Origin of the sequence: Pinirhizobacter sp., assembly GCF_036499745.1 — a bacterium.
Classification (GTDB): Bacteria; Pseudomonadota; Gammaproteobacteria; order Xanthomonadales; family Rhodanobacteraceae; genus Pinirhizobacter.
Map to the genome: position 1 here is coordinate 1 of NZ_DASYDG010000030.1, position 21,426 is coordinate 21,426.

A 21,426-nucleotide genomic window follows, 5' to 3' on the forward strand; every position below is an offset into this window, starting at 1 on the left:
AACCTTCGGCGAACAACGAGCAGAGGAAGATCACACCCAGCATCACGAACAACGAGTGCAGCAGAAGATCCACCGCGGAATCTTCCTTTTGCAGTGGCCGTTGCACCCATGCCGGGCGACTCAATGCGATGAACCAAAGCACTAGTGCTGGCGCCACCACCATCAGCAGCCGCCAGCTGTCGTCGAGCCAGTGCCAGCCATCCATCGCCACCACCAGCGCGCAGGCTATCGTCACCGGCACGCGCCACCACCATCCCAACTGCGTGGCGGCCGCCAGGCGAGGATGACCCCGCAGACATGCCACTGCCCGCCACCCACTGGCGAAGGTCGCCACTACTGCCAGCAACAGCCAACCACCGAGCACCTGCCATGAAGGCACCAGGCATAGTGCGATCACCAGTATCGACGCCCATGTAAGACCCGCCACCACCAGCCGCATGGCCGTTCCCAACCCATGCACCGCGCCGCGCGCAAGCTCTGCCACCACCCAGGCGGTGATGCCCACCAGGGCCAGGATGCCGGCCGCGGCGTGCGCGTCGGTCAGGTGGTGGGCGATCTCCACGGTGGTGGGGAGCAACCACCACGCCATGGTCCAGCCGAACAACACCACCGCTGCCATGCGCGAACGCGGCTTCTCCGATCCATAACGGTGGTAGAGCCAGGTACTGGCCGCACCACCCACCGCGATCAACAGCGCACCGAGGTAGTTGCGATGGGCCACCGCCGGCACCTGCCACGAAGGCACGTGTCCCGCCGCCCATGCGAACGCGGCAATCCCCTGCAGGCCAAGGCCCGACCAACGAGCGAACCAGCGCTGCTGTCGCCAGCCCAGCCACACCAGGCCCGCGCCCTCCACCGCAAAGATGCCGGCGGTGACGCTTGCACTGAGCGCCAGCGGCACGGCAAGGGTGGCAAAGCCGATCGCCAGCACCGCCCACGCGTCGCGCAGGACGCCCAGGTCACGTTGCTTGCGCACGCTGTAAGCCACGCCCAGGTACACCACCGCCGCCACCAGCGCCGACACCGCCATCGCCTTGCCCTGCCAGCGCAGCAGCGCACCTTGCAGCAGCAGGCTCACCAGCGGATTGCCGAACAACAGGCAGGCATCAAGCACTCGCTCGCGTGTCTGTGCCGCGCGACGCAGGTAGAGCCAGGGAATAACCAGGTAGAAGAAGAAATTCAGCAGCAGGAAGGGCTCGGTACTGGCGAACTGTTCGGGCTTGTACTGCAGCACGCCCCAGGCAGCGCCCACGCCGAAGGTGGCGACGAAGCCCAGCAGGTTCAGCACGCGCCACGCGCGTTTCCAGGCGATGGCCAGCACACCAAGGTTCAGCAGCGCGTAGTAGGAGAACAGCGCCACGTGGCTGCCGTGGCCGGTGCTGGTAAGGATGGGTGCGGCGAAGCCGGCCACCAGACCCAGCACGGCCAGCGCCAGCGAATCCTGCAGTACCGCCAACACGCCTGCGCCAGCGACCAGCACCACCAGCATGCCGAACGCCGCCGTGGGAGGCAGCAGTTCGTACAGGCGGAAGGCAGCAAACACGTCGATGGTCAGCACGCCGATCGCACCGCCCTGCAACGACAGCGCAAACGCGCGTCGCCTGAAACGCTGCCGCCAGCCGAAGGCAAGCGCAACGATCGCCGCCAACGCCACCAGCGCCACGCGCACGGAAACCGGCAGATGGAACATGCCGGCATCGGAGGCGTACTTCAGCAAGGCAGCGACACCGGCGAACAGCACCAGCATGCCGATCTTCACCGGCACATTGCCTTCGGTGAACCAGGTGCGCACACGGGTTACCACGGCATCGATCCAGGTCGGGCGCGGCGGAACAGGCGGTTGTGCGGGGGCGACGGTGTCGCGCGGTGGCATGGGAGGCGGACCGGGAGGTACCGGCGGCGACACACCCGGTGCAGTGCCCTCCGTCCAACCCGCATCGGTCACCGTCGGCCGTAGATCCGACACACCGGCGGGAAGAAGTGGTGGCGGGACGGCATCCCCGGCACCAACCGGCACTCCCACGCCGTCAGGCACCGGAGCCGTGCCCGTATCAGGCGAGCCATAGCTTGCCACCGGTCGCGGCGGTGCATCACCCGCGCGCGGCGCGGCGCCGAATGCTTGCCGCGCCTGGGCCAATTCCTTTCGCGTAAGGTTGAGATCGCGCCGCAGCCCCGACATGCGGGCCCAGCCGATGCCCAGCATCGCGCCGAATACGGTGGCGAAAAATTCCTGCTGCAGCGCGAATCCCAGCACCGCGCCCACCAAGCCCCAGACGACATACATCATCCCGCCCTTCCCCTTGTGCCCGCCCGCTGCCGCCGCGCCCCTCGCGCCGCGGCCAGCGTTAATCCTTGATCGGTTGCGTGCTGATCACCGGGGCGTCGCCGACCACGTCGGTGCCCTTCGGTGGCGTGAAGTTGAACGTTGCCGCCGGCAGCTCGGCGTTGCGCTGCCAGTTGGAGAATTCGATCTGCGTGGTGTTGCCCAGCGCATCCTTGAACGACATCTTTTTCAGACCCGCCGCATCGAAGCCGAGATCGGCATAGTCGAACTGCGGATCCTTGCCGGTGGAGGCAAGGCGCAGCCACGCCAGGCCATCCTTCTCGCCCTGCTCGGTCACCTTGAAATTCTTGTCGATCTGGCCGACGTCGGTGAGCACGGTGAGCGGGCTATGAGCTTCCTCGCTGCTCTGGATCTTTACCGTTACCTGGTCCAGGTCCGGGTCGTACAGCCATACGCGGCTGCCATCGGCAACGATGGTCTGCTTATACGGGGCGGTGGTTTCCCAGCGGAACTGGCGCGGCGCCTGCAGGGCCAGGGTGCCGGAACTTACCTTGCCTTTCTTGCCGTTCACGTCCAGCAACACCTGCGAGAAATTCCCGCTCAACGAATGCAGGCCCTTGGCAAAGGTATCCAGTCGCTCGCGTGCGGCGCCCGGTGCGGCATGGGCGGCGCTTACGGCAAGGAAACAGGCAAGGAAGGCGAGGCGGCGGATCATGCGGTACACCTGGGCAAGCTGACGGTGGATGGGTGCGGTGCTTAGCGCGCCGGAGGCGGCGGCGCCAGCACTTCGCGGTTGCCATTGTGTTGCGGTGCGCTTACCACGCCCTCCTGCTCCATCTGTTCGATGAGGCGGGCGGCGCGGTTGTAGCCGATGCGAAGGTGCCGCTGCACGCCGGATATCGACGCCCGGCGCGATTCGGTGACGATGCGCACGGCCTTGTCGTAAAGCGCGTTATCACCATCGCCTTCTTCGGCATCCTGCGGCAGGCCGGCGTCGTTGATGAACTTCCCGTCGCCGGTGGACTGCACTTCTTCCAGCACGCCTGCGATGTAATCGGGCTTGCCCTGGGCGCGCAGCCACTCGACCACGTTATGCACTTCATGATCGTCCACGAACGCACCGTGTACACGGTCGGGCGTGGCGGTGCCCGGCGGCAGGTAAAGCATGTCGCCGTGGCCCAGCAGGGTCTCGGCGCCGGACTGGTCAAGGATGGTGCGCGAGTCGATCTTCGACGACACCTGGAAGGCGATGCGGGTGGGAATATTGGCCTTGATCAGGCCGGTGATCACATCCACCGACGGGCGCTGCGTAGCCAGGATCAAATGCACGCCGGCGGCGCGCGCCTTCTGCGCCAGGCGGGCGATGAGTTCTTCCACCTTCTTGCCGACGATCATCATCATGTCGGCGAATTCGTCGATGATGACCACGATGTGCGGCAAGGTATGCAGCTGATCGGCGGTCATGCCCGGCATGTCCGGGTTGGGCCGGAACAGCGGATCGAGCATCGGCTGGCCGGCGGCCTCGGCTTCGCGCACCTTCTTGTTGAAGCCGCCGAGGTTGCGCACGCCCACCGCCGCCATCAGCTTGTAACGGCGCTCCATTTCGCCCACGCACCAGCGCAGCGCGTTGGCCGCTTCCTTCATGTCGGTGACCACGGGTGCCAGCAGATGCGGGATGCCCTCGTATACCGAGAGCTCCAGCATCTTCGGGTCGATCATGATCATGCGCACGTCTTTCGGGCTGGACTTGTACAGCAGGCTCAGCACCATGGCGTTCACCGCCACCGACTTGCCCGAGCCCGTGGTGCCGGCCACCAGCAGGTGAGGCATCTTGGCAAGGTCGGCCACCGACGGCTTGCCGCCGATGTCCTTGCCCAGCGCCAGCGCCAGCGGCGACTTCAGCTGGTCGTATTTCTCCGAACGCAGGATTTCCGACAGGTAGACGATCTGCTTGCGTGTGTTGGGAATTTCCAGGCCGATCACGTTCTTGCCCGGGATCACGTCCACCACGCGCACGCTCACCACGGAAAGCCCGCGGGCGATGTCCTTGTCGAGGCTGGACACCTGGCTGCCGCGCACGCCGGCGGCAGGTTCCAGTTCGAAGCGGGTGATCACCGGGCCCGGATAGACCCCCACCACCTTGGCCTCGATGCGGAAATCCTTGAGCTTCAGCTCCACCTGGCGCGAAAGCACCTCGAGGGTTTCTTCCGAATATCCCGCTGGCTGCGGCGGGGGTTCATCCAGCAACGACAGCGGCGGCAACTCGCCATCAGCGGCCGCGCCGGTAAAGAGGGGAATCTGTGTTTCGCGGGTGGCGCGCTCGCTCTTTGCCACGGGTGCTGCCGGCGCCTCGATACGCAGTGGCTCGCGCCTGGCCTGCTTCACCGCCTCGACCTTCTTCACCACTTCGCGCTCGGCGCGGGCCTGGCGGGCGGCGTAGACCTCCGGTGCCTGCTTGACCTTGCCGCCGAACCAGCCGGCGAGCTTCAGCACGCCCTGCCCCACAATATCCATCAGCTTGAACCACGACAGCCCCGTGGCCAGGGTGACGGCGATCAGGAACATCGTCAGCAGCAACAGCGGCGCGCCCTTGTCACCGAAGGCACGCGACACGCCGTTGCCCACCCAGCGGCCCAGGATGCCGCCGGGGCCTTCCGGCAGTACGGCGGCGTCGTGGAAGTTCAGCCACAGCAGGGCCGGGCCGGTAATGAAGAAGAAGACGTAGCCGATGAGCCTTAGCGAAGGCTCCCACGGCGCCACGGTACGCTCGCCGTGGTGGCGCAGCACCTGCACGCCCAGCACCAGCAGCAATACCGGGAACACATAAGAGACCAGCCCGAAGATGTAGCGGGAGATGTTGGCGATGTTCGCCCCCACCGCCCCACCGAAATTCCGGGCATGGTCGACATTGCCCAGGTGGCCCCAGCTGGGGTCCTGGTCGTTGTAGCTGAACAGGCAGACCAGCAGATACAGCGCCAGCGGCAGCAGCAACAGGGCCCCGGCTTCGCGCAGGCGGCGCCGTGCCTCGTCGCTGAGGCCCGGAGCCGGGGTTTTTTCCTTCTTGGTACTACCTGCGCTTCGCGCCACTTATATAGCCAGTTCTGCTCGTTCGTTGGCGCACATCATGCCATCGACAGGGCCGGATGCACGATCTTGCCCCCTTCAACGTTAATGCCGGCCTTCAGCGGGGCGTAATCGCGCCACTGGTTGCCACCGGCCAGGCGCTGCACGTACGGCAGGATCGCCGCCGAGATGGCCATGGAGGACGTCTGCGGCACGGCGCCGGGCATGTTGGTGACGCAGAAGTGCGTGACGCCGTCCACCGTGTAGGTGGGTTCCTTCCACGTGGTGGGACGGGAGGTTTCGAAGCAGCCGCCCTGGTCGATGGAGATGTCCACCAGCACGCTGCCCTTCTCCATGGTCTTGACCATGTCGGCGGTGACCACGCGCGGGGCCTTGGCGGACGGGATCAGCACGGCGCCGACAACGATGTCGGCCGTAGCCACTTCCTCGGCCACCGACGACTCATAGGCGTACAGCGCGGTAACGTTGGGGGCCAGGGCCATCATCTCGGCCAGGCGATCCTGGCGCTTGTCGAACACCACCACATTGGCGCCGGCATTGGCCGCCAGGGCCGCGGCGTTGCTACCGGCGGCGCCAGCGCCCAGCACCACGACCTTGCCGCGCGGGGTGGACGCCATGCCCCCCAGCAGCTTGCCCTTGCCGCCGTTGGGCTGGTGCAGGAGGGTGGTGCCGATCTGGGTGGCGATGCGGCCGGCGATCACGGACATCGGCAGCAGCAGCGGCAGCGAGCCATTTTCGTCGACCGACTCGAAGGCAACGCCGGTGAGGCCGATGTCGAGCAGGCGGGTGGTGAGCTCGGGCTCGGCGGCCAGGTGCAGGTAGCAGAACAGCAGGTGGTGCTTCTTCAGCAGGGCCAGGTCGCCGGCGATCGGCTCCTTGACCTTGACGATCAACTCGCCGGCCTCGTAGAGGGCGGCGGCGTCGGCGACGATCTTGATGCCGACCTTGCTGTAGTCCTCGTCGGAAAACCCGCTCTTGGTGCCGGCGCCGGCCTGGATGAACACCTCGTGGCCGCGGCGGACGAGGTCGGCGGCGGCGGCGGGGACGAGGGCGACGCGGCCTTCGAGGGTTTTGGTTTCTGAGGGAATACCGATACGCATGCTGGGAAATCCTGTGGGGAAAGTCACACGCCAGGCCCGTGGGGACGGGTCCGGCACTCTTGCCTTACGCCTGCGACCTTGATTCAACGCGCCCGGTTCCCCATTCTGTCGGGCTCGAAAGGTCGTTACTGGACCTCGAAACCGGCTTCAGAAGTGCCCTTAAGCGCGTCACCCAAATCGCATTCAAACCTCAAGGATTATACATGAGCACCCCCAAGCACAGTCGCCTGCTGATCCTGGGCTCCGGCCCGGCGGGCTACACGGCCGCCGTTTACGCCGCGCGGGCCAACCTGAAGCCCACGATGATCACGGGGCTGCAGCAGGGCGGGCAGCTGATGACCACCACGGAAGTGGACAACTGGCCGGGTGACCAGAAAGGCGTGCAGGGCCCGGAACTGATGCACCGCATGGCCGAGCATGCCGAGCGCTTCGAAACGGAGATGGTGTTCGACCACATCCACTCGGTGGAGCTGTCAGAGCGTCCCTTCCACCTGAAGGGTGATGCCGGCAGCTATACCTGTGACGCACTGATCGTCACCACCGGCGCCACCGCCAAGTACCTGGGCCTGGCCTCCGAGGAGCACTTCAAGGGCAAGGGCGTGTCGGCCTGCGCCACCTGCGACGGCTTCTTCTTCCGCGACCAGGACGTGGCCGTGATCGGCGGCGGCAACACCGCCGTGGAAGAAGCGCTGTACCTGGCCAACATCGCCCGCAAGGTGTACCTGGTGCACCGCCGCGACAAGCTTCGCGCTGAAAAGATCATGCAGGACAAGCTGTTCGAGAAGGCCGCCGCCGGCAAGATCGAGCTGGTCTGGAATCACTCGGTGGACGAAGTGCTGGGCGATGCCTCGGGCGTGAACGGCGTGCGCGTGATGGACGTGAACTCCGGCGCCACGCGGGACATCCCCGTCAGCGGCTTCTTCGTCGCTATCGGCCATACCCCGAACACCGGCATCTTCGATGGACAGCTGGACATGCACGACGGCTACATCCATATCCGTAGCGGCCTTGACGGCATGGCCACCATGACCTCCGTGCCGGGTGTGTTCGCCGCCGGCGACGTCGCCGATCATGTCTATCGCCAGGCCGTCACCTCCGCCGGTTTCGGCTGCATGGCGGCGCTGGACGCCGAGCGCTGGCTGGATCAGCAGAACCTGATGGGGTGATCCGCTTCCTGGACAGCCTTGCCGACGTGGATCCCGCCCACTGGGATGCCCTCGTCGGCGACGGGAATCCCTTTGTGTCCCATGCGTTCCTGCGTGGGATGGAGGTGCATGGCTGCCTGCGTCCGGACTACGGCTGGCAGCCGCGTCATCTGGCGCTGTATGAAGGCGAACGCCTGCTCGGTGCGGTGCCGGCCTACCTGAAAGGCAATTCCCACGGCGAGTTCGTCTTCGATTTCGCCTGGGCACACGCCTACGAGCGTGCCGGCGGCGACTACTATCCGAAACTGCTGGCGGCCGCACCCTACTCGCCCGTGCCTGGCCCGCGCCTCCTGGCCGCGTCGCTCGAACACAAGAAGCAGCTGGTGGCGGGCCTGCTGGCCGAGACCGGGCGCCTTGGGCTTTCGTCGGTCCACGCCAATTTCCTGGAGGAGGCCGATCTTCCCGCCTTCGACGAGCGCTGGCTACCGCGCTTCGACTGGCAGTTCCACTGGCACAACCCGGGCTACGGCAGTTTCGACGATTTCCTTGGCGCACTGTCGTCGAAGAAGCGGAAGAACATCCGCCAGGAACGCCGACAGGCTGAGGAGTCCGGGCTGACGCTCGGCATGACGGGCGGCGCCGAGTTGACCGCCGCCGACTGGCGCGCCATCCATGCGCTGTACGAATCCACCTTCGAGATGAAGGGCAACCACGCGGCACTTACGCGGCCCTTCTTCCGCCATCTGGGCCAGTCCTTCGGCAACGATGTGCAGGTGGCCACCGCACGCATGGGTGACCAGCTGGTGGCGATGGCGTTTTTCCTGGTCGGCGGCGGCACGCTGTATGGCCGTTACTGGGGCGCGGTGGTGGATGTCCCTGGCCTGCATTTTGAGCTCTGCTATTACCGCGGCATTGAATACGCGATAGCCCGGGGCCTGCACACGTTCGAGCCCGGCGCCCAGGGCGAGCACAAACTGGCACGTGGTTTCCTGCCCACACGCACGCATTCGCGTCATTATCTGGTGCACGAGGGTTTCCACGAGGCCGTCGCCGATGCGTTGCGGCATGAACGCCGCGCGCGCGAGGCTTATGGTGACGAACTGATGGAACACAGCCCGTACGCTATGCGGAGCGAAGCATGAAGCAATCCATTGTCCACGTCGCCCTGGTCGTCCGCGACTACGATGAAGCCATCGCCTTCTACACGCAGGTGCTGGGCTTTACCCTCGTGGAAGATACCTACCAGCCCGATCAGGACAAGCGCTGGGTCGTGGTGGCACCACCAGGTTCGGCCGGTACTTCGCTGTTGCTGGCCCGGGCCAGCGATGCCGGTCAGGAGCCGTTCGTCGGCAACCAGGCTGGCGGCCGGGTGTTCCTGTTCCTCAACACCGACGACTTCTGGCGCGACCACGCGCGCATGGTCGCCGCCGGCGTGCGCTTCATTCGCGAACCCAAGGAGCAACCCTACGGCATGGTTGCAGTGTTCGAGGACCTCTACGGCAACCGCTGGGACCTTTTGCAACTTAAACGGCAAGACGTTTAAGCCATGCCCTGCACAACCGCGCCAGCTCGATGATACGCCTGCCGAAACTGCACCCTGGCGTGCCTGAATCCTTCCCCGACCCGCGTACGGCATTGGAAGAACCCAACGGCCTGCTCGCCTTCGGCGGCGACCTCTCCACCGACAGGCTACTGGCGGCTTACCGCCAGGGTATCTTCCCCTGGTACAACCCTGGCGAACCGATCCTGTGGTGGTCGCCGGATCCGCGCTGCGTGTTTGAAACCGCCAACGTCCACGTCAGCCACAGCATGCGCAAGCTGCTTTCACGCAGCGAATGGACCTATACCATCGACAAGGCCTTCGGCCAGGTCATCCGCGCCTGCGCCGGCGAACGTGCCGGCCAGCGCGGAACGTGGATCGGCGAGCCGATGATGCACGCCTACGAAGCCCTGCACCGCGACGGCCACGCGCACAGCGTGGAAGTGTGGGACGGCGAGAGGCTTGTCGGCGGCATCTATGGCCTGGCCATGGGTCGCCTGTTCTGCGGCGAGTCGATGTTCAGCCACGCCACCGGTGGCTCCAAGGCGGCGTTGATCGCCCTGTGCCGGCTGCTCGAAAGCAATGGCATGCCGCTGCTCGATGCGCAGGTGACGAACCCACACCTGTTGAGCATGGGCGCCGTTGAGCTATCGCGCGATGCGTTCCTGGATCATGCCGCGGCACTGGTGCGGGAGAAACAGCCCGCGGGCATGTGGGGCTGGGCTTAGTTCAGGCTGTCCGGATTCGGCCCGATGCGGTGGCCTGCATCGAGTCCGGCGATCTTCTGCATGTCCGCGGTGCTTAGCAGGAAATCGAACACGTCGAAGTTTTCCTCGATGCGCGCCGGGGTCTGCGACTTGGGGATCACCATGTGGCCGGTCTGCAGGTGCCAGCGCAGGATCACCTGGGCGACGGACTTGCCATGGGCCCCGGCGATCTGCGATAGCGTTGGATTCTTCAGCAGATCGCCGCCCTGCCCCAGCGGACTCCATGATTCGGTAACGACGTTCTTCGCCCGGTTGTGTTTCACCACATCGTTCTGCTGGAAGTCCGGGTGCAGCTCGATCTGGTTGACCACAGGAGCGACGCCGGTCTCGGCGATCAGGTGGTCCACGTGGGCGGGATTGAAGTTGGACACACCGACACTGCGGATGCGACCTTCGTCGCGCAGGCGGATCATCGCCCTGAAGGTATCGACGTAAGTGCCCTTCGCCGGCATTGGCCAATGGATCAGGTACATGTCCACGTAGTCGGTGCCCAGCAGCTTCAGGCTTTTGTCGAAGGCGCGAAGCGTGCTGTCGAAGCCCTGGTCGGCGTTCCATAGCTTGGTGGTGAGGAAAATCTCCTCGCGGGGAACGCCGCCACGGCGCAGGCCTTCCCCGGTGCCTTTCTCGTTGCCGTAGATGGCGGCGGTGTCGACGGAGCGGTAGCCGGCCTTGATGGCGCTGGCCACGGCCTCGGTCGCCACGTTGTCATCGATCTGCCATACGCCGAAGCCCAGTTGCGGCGCCGTGTGGCCGTCGTTGAGGGTAAGCCGGGGTTGCCTGGCGGTCATGCAATGCTCCATGGGTGAAAACGCCTGAGTGTATTCCCATGGCGGCAGTGAACGCAGGATCAACTCCTGCATGAACTATCGCTGGGCGTAATGCGTTTCGACGTAGTTGTCGAGGATGCCGACGAACTCATCGGCGATGTTGTCGCCGCGCAAGGTCATGGCTTTCTCACCGTCGATGAACACCGGCGCCGAGGGCGCCTCACCGTTGCCCGGCAGCGAGATGCCGATGTTGGCGTGGCGCGACTCGCCCGGACCGTTGACGATGCAACCCATCACGGCCAGGGTGAGGTTTTCCACACCGTCGTACTTCACCCGCCATTCGGGCATCTTTCCGCGCACGTGCGCCTGCACCGTCTTTGCCAGTTCCTGGAAGAATTCACTGGTGGTGCGACCGCAGCCCGGGCACGCGGTAACCAGGGGGGTGAACGCGCGCAGTCCCATGGTCTGCAGCAGTTCCTGCGCCACGATCACCTCGTTGGTGCGCGACTGGCCGGGTTCGGGGGTAAGCGAGATGCGGATGGTGTCGCCGATGCCTTCCTGCATCAACACCGCCAGCGCCGCGGCGGAGGCGGTGATGCCCTTCGAACCCATGCCGGCTTCGGTCAGGCCCAGGTGCAGGGCGTAATCGCCGCGGGTGGTGATATCACGGTACACGGCGATCAATTCCTGTACGCCGGAAACCTTGCACGAAAGGATGATGCGGTTTCGCGGCAGTCCGATTTCCTCCGCGCGGGCGGCGGAATCCAGCGCCGAACGGATCAGTGCTTCCCGTGCCACGTGGCTGGCATCCCAGGGATCGCTGCGCGTGGAGTTTTCATCCATGAGCGCCGCCACCATCGATTGATCCAGCGAGCCCCAGTTGGCGCCGATGCGAACGGGTTTGTCGTACTTCAGTGCGAACTCGATGATCGAGGCGAACTGGGTGTCTTTCTTCTTGCCGAACCCGACATTGCCGGGGTTGATGCGGTACTTGGCCAGCGCCTGGGCGCAGGCGGGCTCGCCCTGCAACAACTGGTGGCCGTTGTAATGGAAGTCGCCGATCATCGGCACCTGCACGCCCATCATGTCAAGGCGCTCGACGATGCGCGGCACAGCGGCCGCGGCGGCCGGTGTATTGACCGTGATGCGTACCAGTTCGGAGCCTGCGCGCGCCAGTTCGGCGATCTGTTTGGCGGTGCTTGCCGGGTCTTCGGTGTCGGTGTTGGTCATCGACTGCACCACCACCGGCGCACCACCACCCACCAGTACATTGCCGACGCGAACGCCGATACTGGGGCGGCGCTGTTGCGGCGTGGCATCACGCGGGGAATAAGGGGAAGCTTCGGTCATGGGGTCGATATGGGGGCTATGCGGCCAGGTGCCTAGGATACCGCAAGCGCCATGACCGCCCGCGGTCAGGCGGCATGCAGGCGGCGAGGCCCGGTAAACGCTCCGATGACGGCATGCACGGCATCATGCCAGACTCGCTTTCATCGCACGCACGGAAACCCCTGCCTCCATGACTTCCCGCCACGCCCGCCAGGCAGCGTCGGACCGGCGCCTGGCCGAACAGGCGCTGAGCCGCTCCGCGCGCGCACCATTGGTTGCCGGAAACGACGTCGAATTGATGATCGACGCCCAGGTGCATTTCGATCAATGGCTCGAGGCCATCAAAAACGCCAAAGAGCGGATCTTCCTCGAGAACTACATCATTCGCGACGACGAAGTGGGGCGGGCGTTCCGCGATGCCCTGGTGGAACGCGCCAGCGCCGGCGTGTTCGTGGCGGTGATCAGCGACTGGGTGGGTTGCCTGGGGCAATCGCGCCCATCGTTCTGGACGCCGCTGCGCGCCGCCGGTGGCCAGGTGCGCATCCATAATCCGCCGCGCATCGGCAGCCCCTTCGGCTGGGTAAGCCGCAACCACCGCAAACTCCTGACCACCGATGGACGCCTGGGTTTTCTTTCAGGCGTGTGCATCAGTGCCAAGTGGCTGGGTAACCCGAAGAAGGACATCCCACCCTGGCGCGATACCGGCGTATCGATCCGTGGGCCGGCCGTGGCGGAACTGGACAACGCTTTCTTCGACAGCTGGGCCGATATCGCCGATCCGCTGGAACTGCCGCCGCCGGTGGCTTGTCCTGAGGTGGGGAATATCGCCCTTCGGGTGGTGGCCAACCAGCCGTACACGGCCGGCACCTATCGCCTGGACCAGATGATCGCGGCGCTGGCAACGAAATCCCTGTGGCTGACCGATGCCTATTTCGTGGGCATCGCGCCCTACGTGCAGGCGCTTTGCGCGGCCGCGCGCGACGGCGTGGACGTGCGCCTGCTGGTGCCGGGCACAAGCGATATCCCGCTGGTGGCCGGTATGTCGCGCGCCGGTTACAAACCGTTGTTGAAGGCCGGTGTCCGGGTGTTCGAATGGAACGGTTCGATGCTGCACGCGAAAACAGCGGTAGCCGACGGCCAGTGGGCGCGCGTGGGTTCGTCCAACCTCAACATCCAAAGCTGGCTGGGCAACCGCGAGATCGACGTGGCCATCGAAGATGAGGGCTTCGCCGGGCAGATGGCGCGGCAGTATGAAACGGACCTTGAGAACGCTACCGAGATCGTTCTGGCGCCGTCGCGACGTTCGCGAGGCCGCGAGCGCGTGGCCAGCAGCGAACCCCGCCCGCCACGTCCGTCCCGGTCCGGTGGCAGCTCCAGCCGCGCCGCCGCCAGCGCACTGCGCCTGGCCAATACCGTGGGCGCCGCGTTGAGCGAACGCCGCGTCCTGGGCGACACCGAAACCGGACCGGTGCTTGCAGGCTTCTTCGGGCTGCTGGTGCTGGGCGCCATCGGCGTGTTCTGGCCGCGAGGCCTGGCGTGGCCCCTGGCGGCGATCGCCCTTTGGTTTTCGCTGAATCTTGCGGTGCGCTGGGTGCAGCTGCGGGCCCAGCGCGGGAAGGCGGACGCGGACAGGCCCGATCCCTCGATGGAGCCGCACCCTGGCTCGAAACGGAGCGGCGAATGAATACCTCGCGCATCGCGCGGAGGTTGTTGCATCGCAGCTTGGCTTTGTACACATATGAACGTAAAGTTCATATACACACAAGACGACGGAATCCCGATGTCCCTCCCCGGCGAGGCGCCCGACCGCACTGACCGCTTGAAATCGCGGGTCGGGGCGTTGTCGCCGCTCTCGTTCGGTGCGGCGCCCATCGGCAACCTTTATTCCGGCGTCGACGATGCCGTGGCCCAGGCGGCCGTTGCCGCCGCCTTCGAATCGGGCATGACCCATTTCGATACGGCCCCGTATTACGGCTACGGACTGTCGGAAAGCCGGTTGGGCGATGCCCTGGCCGGCATCCATCGTCACCGATTCACCCTTTCCACCAAGGTCGGCCGGCTCGTTGAGCATGGCAGCGCACCGACCGGTGACGGCTTCGCCGTCGACGGCCGGCACGCGGTATTCGACTACAGCCGGGACGGCGTCATGCGTTCGGTGGAAGAGAGCCTGCGCCGGCTCCGCACCGACCACGTCGACATCCTGCTGCTGCATGACATCGGCAGCCTCGTCCATGGCGAACACGCGTCGGCCGTATTGCAGCAGGCGCTCGACGAGGCCCTTCCCGCCATGGCGGCACTTCGCGACCAGGGTGTATGCCGGGCGGTCGGCATCGGCGTGAATGAAGAATCCGTGTGCCTGGAAGTGATGCCGCGCTTCGAACTGGACACCATCCTGCTGGCCGGCCGCTTCACCCTGTTCGAGCAGGCGCAGAGCCTTCGGGTGATGTCCATGGCCTATCGCAGCGGCGTGGCGATCATGGCGGGTGCGCCCTATAACTCAGGCCTTCTCGGCGCCGGGGACGGACCAGGCAGTACCTACAACTACGAGCCAGTCAGCGAAACGATCCGCGCACGGGCCCAGCGCTACTACGACATCGGCCGCGCCGAACACGTCGACATCGGCGCGGCGGCGCTGCAATTCCCGCTCATGCATCCGGCCGTGGCCACCGTGGTCTGCGGGCTGCGCTCCCCTGATGAAGTGCATGCCGCCACGCGGCGCATGGCCGCTTCCCTGCCGGCCACGTTATGGGCGCGCCTGCGCGACGAAGGCCTGGTAGCGGCATGATCGTCGACGCCCACCAGCACTACTGGAAACCTTCCCGCGGCGATTACGGCTGGCTGGCCGGGGCGCCGGCGTCCCTGCGCCAGGATTTTCTTCCCCAGGACATCGCCGCCATCCGCGACGAAGCCGGAGTCGAAGCGTGTGTACTGGTGCAGGCGGCTCCCAGCGAGGACGAAACCCGCTTCCTGTTCGAACTGGCACGCCAGGACGCCAGCGTGGCAGGCGTGGTGGGCTGGGTGGATTTTGAAGCACCGGATGTCGACTCACGCATCGCGGCGCTGGCCATCGACGGACGCAACCTGCTGGTGGGACTACGCCCCATGGCGCAGGACATCGAGGACCCGGACTGGCTCGACAGCGCATGCATCGACGCTGCATTCACCAGCTTGCACGCGCGCGAACTGGCCTTCGATGCCCTGGTAGGACCATCGCAATGGCCTGCGCTGCAGCGGCGGCTCGACCGCGAGCCACGGCTTCGCGTGGCGGTGGACCACGGCGCCAAACCCGACCTTGCCGATGGCAGTTTCTCGCGCTGGGCCACGTGCATCGAGCGGCTGGCCAGGTACCCCAATGTGCACTGCAAGTTCTCAGGTCTCCTGACCCAGCTCACGCCCGATCAGGATCCGTCCACCATCACGCCGTACGTCGAACACCTGTTCTCAAGCTTCGGGCCCGCGCGCCTGATGTGGGGCAGCGACTGGCCGGTGGCGACGTTGCGCTGCGATTACGCCACGTGGCTGCGACTGGCCTTGCGCTACGTCCGTGCACTCACGCCAGATCACGAGGCGGCGCTGATGGGCGGTAACGCGGCGCGTTTCTACCGCCTGGACCTCTCCCGCCAATCCCTTCCCGCACATGCCATGGCCCGCCAATGACCCTTGAGACTTCCCGCCGCCTGGCGGGCAAACGCGCCTTCGTCACTGCCGCCGGTGCCGGTATCGGCCGCGCCACCGCGCTGGCCTTCGCCGCTGCAGGTGCGCAGGTGCTGGCGACCGACATCGATGCTTCGGCGTTGGCGTCGCTGGCCGAAGAACACCCCGGCATCGCCACGCAGGTGCTGGACGTTACCGACCTGGCCGCCATCACCGCCATCGCGAAGCATCCGGTGGACGTGTTGTTCAACTGCGCAGGCTTCGTCCATGCCGGGACCATCCTGGATACTGACGAAAGCGCGTGGCGGCGTTCGTTCGCCATCAACGTGGACAGCATGTTCCACCTTTGCCGCGCCGTGCTTCCGGGCATGCTCGAACGCGGGCAAGGCAGCATCGTGAACATGTCCTCGGTGGCGTCAAGCATCAAGGGCGTGCCCAACCGCTTTGCCTATGGCACCACCAAGGCCGCGGTGATCGGCCTCACCCGCTCCATCGCGGCTGATTACGTATCGCGCGGCGTGCGCTGCAATGCCATTTGCCCCGGCACGGTGAAGACGCCATCACTGGGTGAACGTGTACGTGCCCTGGGTGGCGATGAAGCGGCGGTCTGGAAAAGTTTCACCGACCGCCAGCCGATGGACCGCCTGGGGACACCTGGGGAAATCGCCGCGCTCGCCGTGTACCTGGCCTCCGACGAATCGTCTTTCACCACCGGCACCGTGCACGTCATCGACGGCGGCTGGTCGAACTAGGAATGTATCGATGAAACTGTTTCGACATGGCAATCCCGGAGCCGAGCGTCCAGGTCTTGTGGATGCCGATGGCGTGCTGCGAGACCTGGGCGGCAAGGTTCCCGACATCACCGGCGCCACCTTGTCGCCTGCATCGCTCAAGACGTTGGCGTCGATCGATCCTTCCACCCTCCCACGCGTCGAGGCCGGCGTCCGCCTTGGTTCCGCCGTGGGCAACGTGGGCAAGATGATCTGCGTGGGCATGAACTATGCCGACCACGCCGCCGAGACCGGCGCACCGATTCCCGAACAGCCGGTGCTGTTCATGAAAGCCACCACGGCCATCATGGGCCCGAACGACGACGTGGTGATCCCGCGTGGCTCGGTGAAGACCGACTGGGAAGTGGAGTTGGGCGTGGTGATCGGCACGGTCGCGCGCGATGTAACGGTAGCCCAGGCGCTAAGCCATGTTGCCGGCTACATGGTGGTCAACGACCTTTCCGAGCGCGAATTTCAGATGGAGCATGGCGGCCAGTGGGTGAAGGGCAAGAGCTGCGACACCTTCGGCCCGCTGGGCCCGTGGCTGGTCACCACCGACGATATTCCCGATCCGCAGAACCTGGATCTCTGGCTAAGCGTCAACGGGCATCGATACCAGTCCAGCAACACCCGGAACATGGTGTTCGGCGTGGCGAAACTGGTGAGCTACATCAGCCGCTACATGACCTTGATGCCGGGCGATGTGATCAGCACCGGCACACCGGCGGGTGTGGGGCTGGGCCTGAAGCCGCCCACCTACCTCAAGGCTGGCGACGTGATGGAACTGGGTATCGAAGGCCTGGGCGAGCAGCGCCAGGTGGCGCATGCCCATCGGGCGGACCGCTGACCATGGCCAGGATCACCGCGCTTGAAACCGTCGACGTCCGTTTCCCCACGTCGCGGGAACTGGACGGCTCCGATGCGATGAACCCCGATCCTGATTATTCAGCCGCCTATGTGGTCCTGCGCACCGACGAAGGCGAGCTCTCAGGCCATGGCCTGGTCTTCACCATCGGCCGCGGCAACGACGTACAGACGGCCGCGCTCGATGCTTTGCGCCCGCACGTGGTGGGCCTTGACCTTGCCGACGTAGTGGACGACCTGGGCGGTTTCTCCGCACGCCTGGTGGGCGATTCGCAACTGCGCTGGCTTGGCCCTGAAAAGGGTGTGATGCACATGGCCATCGGCGCGGTGGTCAATGCCGCCTGGGACATGGCCGCGCGCCGCGAGGGCCTGCCCCTGTGGCGCTTCATCGCGCAGATGAGCCCCGAGGCCCTCGTGGCCACCATCGATTTCCGGTACCTCACCGACGCCCTCACGCCGGATGAGGCGCTGGGAATGCTGCGCGCGGCCCAGCCGCACCGGGCCGCGCGCATCTCCCGGCTGCTTGAGGAAGGTTATCCCGCCTATACGACATCGCCCGGCTGGCTGGGCTATAGCGACGAAAAACTGCAGCGCCTGGCACGCGAGGCGGTGACCGACGGCTTCAACACCATCAAGCTCAAAGTGGGCGCGCATGTGGAAGACGACATGCGACGCTGCCGCCTGGCACGCGAAGCCGTCGGCCCGGACATTGCCATTGCCGTGGACGCCAACCAGCGCTGGGACGTGCCGCAGGCCATCGAATGGATGCACCAGCTGGAAAGCTTCCGTCTGGCCTGGATCGAAGAACCCACCAGCCCCGACGACATCCTGGGCCATGCCGCCATCCGCCGCGCCATCGGCACGCCGGTATCCACCGGCGAGCACACCCACAACCGGGTGATGTTCAAGCAGCTGCTGCAGGCCGGCAGCGTGGACCTGATCCAGATCGACGCCGCGCGCGTGGGCGGGGTGAACGAGAACCTGGCCATCCTGCTGCTGGCGGCGAAGTTCGGCGTGCGCGTTTTCCCGCATGCGGGAGGCGTGGGCCTGTGCGAGCTGGTGCAACACCTGGCGATGGCCGACTACGTCGCCATCACCGGGGCCAAGGACGATCGTGCGATCGAGTTCGTCGATCACCTGCACGAGCATTTCGTCGATCCGGTGATCCTTCGCAACGGTCGCTACATCGCCCCGGCGGCGCCAGGCTTCTCGGCCGAAATGCACCAGGCCTCGATCGATGCCCACCGCTTCCCCGATGGCCCGGTATGGCAGGATGCGCCTGTCGTCATGACGGGCTAGACCATGACCATCATCACCAACGTGGCGGACCTGCGCGAACTGGCGCGCCGCCGCGTGCCTCGCGCCTTCTTCGAATACGCCGACCGGGGCTCGTACGACGAAGCCACCCTTCGCGAGAACGTCCGCGCACTTGACCGGATCAAGCTACGCCAGCGGGTGATGATCGACGTCGACCAGCGCAACCTGGCCACCAGCTTCATCGGCCAGCCGGTGAGCCTGCCGCTGGCCATCGCGCCCACGGGGCTTACCGGACTGCAATACGGCAGTGGCGAGATCCTGGGCGCACGCGCCGCGGCGGAAGCGGGTATTCCCTTCACCCTGAGCACGATGTCCATCTGCTCGATCGAGCAGGTGGCAGCGGCAAGCTCCACGCCGTTCTGGTTCCAGGTATACGTGATGCGCGACCGCGGCTTCACCCGCGAACTGATCCAGCGCGCCCACGCGGCGAAGTGTTCGGCACTGATGCTTACGGTTGACCTGACCATCCAGGGCCAGCGTCACCGGGAAATCAAGAATGGCCTCTCCGTGCCGCCGAAGCTCACCCTGCGCAACGCCTTGGACATCATGAGCAAGCCGCGCTGGATGTGGAACGTGCTGCGCGCGCCCAGCCGCTCGTTCGGCAATCTCGCCGGGCGCATCGGTGGCGACAGCCTCACCACCCTGGCGCAGTGGATCGCCAGCCAGTTCGATCCCACCCTCACCTGGGCGGACCTGGCATGGATTCGCCAGGAATGGCCCGGAAAGTTGATCATCAAGGGCATCATGGATTCGCGCGATGCGAAACTTGCCGCCGACCACGGTGTGGATGCCATCGTGGTATCCAACCATGGCGGCCGCCAGCTCGACGGCGCACCGGCCAGCATCGATGCCCTGCCCGCCGTGGTGCAGGAAGTGGGCGATCGCTGCGAAGTGTTGTTCGACGGCGGCGTCACAAGCGGCCAGGCGCTGTTCAAGGCACTGGCGCTTGGCGCGCGCGGCGCGCTGATAGGCAAGGCGTTCCTTTATGGATTGGGCGCGATGGGCCAGCCTGGGGTGACCGCCGCGATCGAGATCATCCGTAAGGAATTGAGTACGACGATGGCGCTATGTGGCCAGACCGACGTCAAAGCGATCAGTCGCGACGCGCTCTGGTAGCACCTTCACGACGGGATGCTTCACGGCAGCCTGAATATCTCGTCCATCGGTACCCATTTCTGCCCCTCGGCAGACCACGGCAGGCGCTTTTGGAAGGTGTCCATCAGCCGTTCCCATGCCTGAATGTGCGGATCGGTAGTATCCGAGGCAGCCTTGGCCGCCGCGTCGTAGCCGGCCCCGGCTTCCATCACCATCACCAGCCGGTTGCCGGTGCGATAGATGCGCATGTCGTCGATGCCGGCGTCGCGGATGGACTTGACCACCTCCGGCCAGATGGTGTCGGCGCGATGCCAGCGCTCGTACTCGGCAATCGCCTGAGCGTCGTTGCGAAGGTCAAGGGCGAACACCCGACGAGAAGAGGTCTGCCCGGGAACGGCCTGACCTGAGGCAGTCTGATCCGCGGCGTCCTCGCCCGGCATCAGGCGCGCGCCCGCACATGGTGCCGCGCGAAAGCAGCCACCACCACAAAGGCAATACCCGGCACCACCATCGCATGGGCGATGCCGAACCGGTCCGATACAGCGCCGAGCCCCGCGGTGAGTACCGCGCCGCCGATGATGGTCATCACCAGCAGCGCCGAGCCGATCTTGCGCTCGTCATCGTTGCGGTTACGCACACCCAGGCCAAAGATGGTCGGGTACATCACCGACATGAAGAAGCTGCAGGCCACCAGCGCGCAGGCGCCCACCATGCCCGGCATCGTCATGGCAACGAGCACCAGCGCCACATTGATGGCGGCAAAACCCATCAACAGGCGCTCGGCCGGTACGCGCTTCATCAAGGCCGTACCGATGAATCGCCCGGCCATGAAGGCCACCAGGCACGCGGTAAGGAAATTGGCCGCTTCCTTCGCCGGCGTTCCCGGCATACCGAATTGCACGTAGCGGATCAGGTAGCTCCATACGCCCACCTGCGCCCCCACATAGAAAAACTGCGCGGCCAGCGCGAACACGAACGAACGGTCGCGCAGCAGGCGGCCCATCACGCCATGGCGTGCAGGTGCTTGATCAGTAGCGACCTCGGCTACCGGAAACCGGGTGACTACGATCAACGCGGCCCACGCCAGAACCACCACGCCGATCACGAAGTACGGCCACTGCACCGCGCTGGTTTCCTGCGCCAGGTATGCCGCGCGCGTGCCTGCATCCATTGCGGCCATCTGCGCCGGTGTGTGTTCGATGCCGGAGAAAATGAAGTGCTGGCCCACCAGCACGCCTGTGATCGAGCCCAACGGGTTGAAAGCCTGCGCCAGGTTCAACCGGCGCGTGCCCGACTCAGGAGGCCCCAGCAGGGTCACGAACGGATTGGCCGATGTCTCCAGGAACGCCAGCCCGCTGGCGATCACGAACAGTGCGAACAAAAACAGGCCATAGGTGCCAAGGCTTGCCGCCGGCCAGAACAGGAAGGCGCCCGCGCCGTACAGCACCAGGCCGAACACCACCGCGCTCTTGTAGCCGAAGCGGCGCATGAACAAGCCGGCCGGCATGGCTATCAGGAAATACCCGAGGTAGAACGCGCTCTGTACCAGTCCTGCCTGGAAGTCACTCAACACGAACGACTTCTTGAACTGCGCCACCAGCACGTCGTTGAGGTTGTTGGCCAGGCCCCAGAGGAAGAACAACGCAACGATCAATACCAATGGACCGATCAGGCCTTGGGCCGCCTGTCGGCTGGCCGGCATCGGTAACG

General features: G+C 65.5%; 19 protein-coding genes. 11 read left to right on the forward strand and 8 right to left on the reverse strand.

Features of this window, described 5'->3' with window-relative positions; genetic code table 11:
• The 4 genes from VGM61_RS10240 to VGM61_RS10255 form a co-directional block, all read right to left on the reverse strand.
• The coding region (locus VGM61_RS10240) for a DUF2339 domain-containing protein (RefSeq protein ID WP_331522701.1) at positions 1–2,287 on the reverse strand (2,287 nt) is incomplete at its 3' end.
• Between the two features lie 58 nt (positions 2,288–2,345).
• Entirely contained in the window at positions 2,346–2,999 is a 654-nt protein-coding gene (lolA, locus tag VGM61_RS10245; RefSeq protein WP_414694852.1) for an outer membrane lipoprotein chaperone LolA, read from the reverse strand.
• 41 nt (positions 3,000–3,040) lie between these two features.
• Positions 3,041–5,371: a DNA translocase FtsK gene (locus VGM61_RS10250; protein ID WP_331522702.1), complete on the reverse strand. Its 2,331-nt coding sequence runs from the start codon at positions 5,369–5,371 to the stop codon at positions 3,041–3,043.
• A 35-nt stretch (positions 5,372–5,406) separates the two neighbouring features.
• Entirely contained in the window at positions 5,407–6,468 is a 1,062-nt protein-coding gene (locus VGM61_RS10255) for an alanine dehydrogenase (RefSeq protein WP_331522703.1), read from the reverse strand.
• A gap of 203 nt (positions 6,469–6,671) precedes the next feature.
• Here VGM61_RS10255 and trxB point away from each other — a divergent pair, with 203 nt between their 5' ends.
• From trxB to aat, 4 genes are read left to right on the forward strand one after another with little or no spacing between them, the layout of a single operon-like run.
• Positions 6,672–7,634, forward strand: a complete 963-nt coding sequence (gene trxB / locus VGM61_RS10260; protein WP_331522704.1) for a thioredoxin-disulfide reductase — start codon at positions 6,672–6,674, stop codon at positions 7,632–7,634.
• Positions 7,631–8,755 (forward strand): GNAT family N-acetyltransferase, encoded by a 1,125-nt coding sequence (locus tag VGM61_RS10265; RefSeq protein ID WP_331522705.1) that lies wholly within the window; start codon positions 7,631–7,633, stop codon positions 8,753–8,755. Before trxB ends, VGM61_RS10265 begins: the two co-directional genes overlap by 4 nt.
• Complete coding sequence (locus VGM61_RS10270; protein ID WP_331522706.1) at positions 8,752–9,156, forward strand: VOC family protein; 405 nt, start codon at positions 8,752–8,754, stop codon at positions 9,154–9,156. The genes VGM61_RS10265 and VGM61_RS10270 overlap by 4 nt, the downstream gene beginning before the upstream one ends.
• Positions 9,157–9,185: 29 nt before the next feature.
• The gene (aat, locus tag VGM61_RS10275) at positions 9,186–9,881 is read left to right on the forward strand and encodes a leucyl/phenylalanyl-tRNA--protein transferase (protein ID WP_331522708.1); all 696 of its coding nucleotides are present in this window, start codon (positions 9,186–9,188) and stop codon (positions 9,879–9,881) included.
• Here the strand turns inward: aat and VGM61_RS10280 are convergent.
• Together VGM61_RS10280 and ispG are read right to left on the reverse strand one after the other, a co-directional pair.
• Complete coding sequence (locus tag VGM61_RS10280; protein ID WP_331522709.1) at positions 9,878–10,708, reverse strand: aldo/keto reductase; 831 nt, start codon at positions 10,706–10,708, stop codon at positions 9,878–9,880. The two genes, aat and VGM61_RS10280, sit on opposite strands and share 4 nt — an antisense overlap.
• 75 nt (positions 10,709–10,783) lie before the next feature.
• Positions 10,784–12,037 carry a flavodoxin-dependent (E)-4-hydroxy-3-methylbut-2-enyl-diphosphate synthase gene (gene ispG / locus VGM61_RS10285; protein WP_331522710.1) on the reverse strand — a complete coding sequence of 418 codons (1,254 nt, stop codon included), beginning with the start codon at positions 12,035–12,037 and terminating at the stop codon, positions 10,784–10,786.
• A 169-nt stretch (positions 12,038–12,206) separates the two neighbouring features.
• Here ispG and VGM61_RS10290 point away from each other — a divergent pair, with 169 nt between their 5' ends.
• The 7 genes from VGM61_RS10290 (at position 12,207) to VGM61_RS10320 (ending at position 19,737) form a co-directional block, all read left to right on the forward strand.
• A complete protein-coding gene (locus VGM61_RS10290) occupies positions 12,207–13,700 on the forward strand; it encodes a phospholipase D-like domain-containing protein (protein WP_331522711.1) in 1,494 nt (497 codons plus the stop codon).
• Between the two features lie 96 nt (positions 13,701–13,796).
• Positions 13,797–14,801 carry an aldo/keto reductase gene (locus VGM61_RS10295; RefSeq protein ID WP_331522712.1) on the forward strand — a complete coding sequence of 335 codons (1,005 nt, stop codon included), beginning with the start codon at positions 13,797–13,799 and terminating at the stop codon, positions 14,799–14,801.
• The gene (locus tag VGM61_RS10300; protein ID WP_331522714.1) at positions 14,798–15,673 is read left to right on the forward strand and encodes an amidohydrolase family protein; all 876 of its coding nucleotides are present in this window, start codon (positions 14,798–14,800) and stop codon (positions 15,671–15,673) included. Before VGM61_RS10295 ends, VGM61_RS10300 begins: the two co-directional genes overlap by 4 nt.
• A complete protein-coding gene (locus tag VGM61_RS10305; protein WP_331522715.1) occupies positions 15,670–16,422 on the forward strand; it encodes an SDR family oxidoreductase in 753 nt (250 codons plus the stop codon). Before VGM61_RS10300 ends, VGM61_RS10305 begins: the two co-directional genes overlap by 4 nt.
• Positions 16,423–16,432: 10 nt before the next feature.
• Entirely contained in the window at positions 16,433–17,287 is an 855-nt protein-coding gene (locus VGM61_RS10310; RefSeq protein ID WP_331522716.1) for a fumarylacetoacetate hydrolase family protein, read from the forward strand.
• A 2-nt stretch (positions 17,288–17,289) separates the two neighbouring features.
• Entirely contained in the window at positions 17,290–18,603 is a 1,314-nt protein-coding gene (locus VGM61_RS10315) for an L-fuconate dehydratase (RefSeq protein ID WP_331522717.1), read from the forward strand.
• Between the two features lie 3 nt (positions 18,604–18,606).
• Positions 18,607–19,737 carry an alpha-hydroxy acid oxidase gene (locus tag VGM61_RS10320; RefSeq protein ID WP_331522718.1) on the forward strand — a complete coding sequence of 377 codons (1,131 nt, stop codon included), beginning with the start codon at positions 18,607–18,609 and terminating at the stop codon, positions 19,735–19,737.
• A gap of 20 nt (positions 19,738–19,757) precedes the next feature.
• On the opposite strand, the gene VGM61_RS10325 is transcribed toward VGM61_RS10320, so the two are convergent.
• Positions 19,758–20,156, reverse strand: a complete 399-nt coding sequence (locus VGM61_RS10325; protein ID WP_331522719.1) for an L-rhamnose mutarotase — start codon at positions 20,154–20,156, stop codon at positions 19,758–19,760.
• Positions 20,156–21,418 (reverse strand): L-fucose:H+ symporter permease, encoded by a 1,263-nt coding sequence (gene fucP / locus VGM61_RS10330; RefSeq protein WP_331522950.1) that lies wholly within the window; start codon positions 21,416–21,418, stop codon positions 20,156–20,158. The genes VGM61_RS10325 and fucP overlap by 1 nt, the downstream gene beginning before the upstream one ends.
• Positions 21,419–21,426: the final 8 nt, after the last annotated feature.